The organism is Acidovorax delafieldii 2AN (assembly GCF_000175235.1).
Lineage (GTDB): Bacteria > Pseudomonadota > Gammaproteobacteria > Burkholderiales > Burkholderiaceae_C > Acidovorax > Acidovorax delafieldii_B.
In genome coordinates, this window is record NZ_ACQT01000586.1 from 1 (window position 1) to 814 (window position 814).

Annotated in this window: 2 pseudogenes; one reads left to right on the top strand and one right to left on the bottom strand. The window is 61.1% G+C overall.

The window, feature by feature from the left end:
• Positions 1-278, bottom strand: a pseudogene (locus ACDELDRAFT_RS25270) (hypothetical protein); the annotation flags it as partial.
• A gap of 88 nt (positions 279-366) precedes the next feature.
• On the opposite strand from ACDELDRAFT_RS25270, the pseudogene ACDELDRAFT_RS23210 reads away from it, so the two are divergent.
• Positions 367-814 (top strand): annotated as a pseudogene (locus ACDELDRAFT_RS23210) (ATP-binding protein); the annotation flags it as partial.

Here is an 814-nt window from a genome sequence, read left to right on the forward strand (position 1 = left end):
TCTAGTGGACGAAACTTCAGCAGGAAGTCCACGGTGTACCGGCGTAAGCGGCCGTTGTTCACGCGGTAGCGAATACACAACGGTTGGCTGATGATTGTGTCCACCTCGTCGTCAAAATCGGCCAAATAAGCGAAATCACGCTCAAGAGTGCTTTCATACGGAACGGTTTCGCCCGATGCTTGAGCCCGCCCTGTCACCGAGCGATAGCTTCTAGGAATCTTCCGCACACCTTTTTCAGATTCAGTCACTTCAACTATTGTAATTTTGTGATCCGTCATGGAAAGTTGTGTAGCCTCTCTCATCAACTAGTAGTGTATCAATCCGTTGCTCATGGGGAAACCTTCATATGAAGTCTTATAAATGAATGTAATCGACAGTGGATCGCCGCCCCAGCCCGGCGAAATATCGCTGGCCCACCAGGGCGTGCTCTTTCTCGACGAGCTGCCCGAGTTTCCCCGTGCCGCTTTGGAGGCCCTGCGCGAGCCCCTGGAGACCGGGCGCATCACGATCGCCCGCGCCGCCCGGCGCGCGGAATTCCCGGCGCGCTTCCAGATGGTGGCGGCAATGAACCCCTGCCCCTGTGGCTTCCTGGGGTCCGCGCAGCGGGCCTGCCGCTGCACGCCCGACCAGGTGGCGCGCTACCAGGGCAAGCTCAGCGGGCCCCTGCTCGACCGCATCGACCTGCACGTGGAGGTGCCGGCGCTGCCCGTCAGCGAATTGCTGGACGCACCGCCCGGTGAATCGAGCGCCGCCGTGCGCGAACGCGTCGCCCGTGCCCGGCACACTGCCCTGGCACGCCAGGGCAAGACCAACC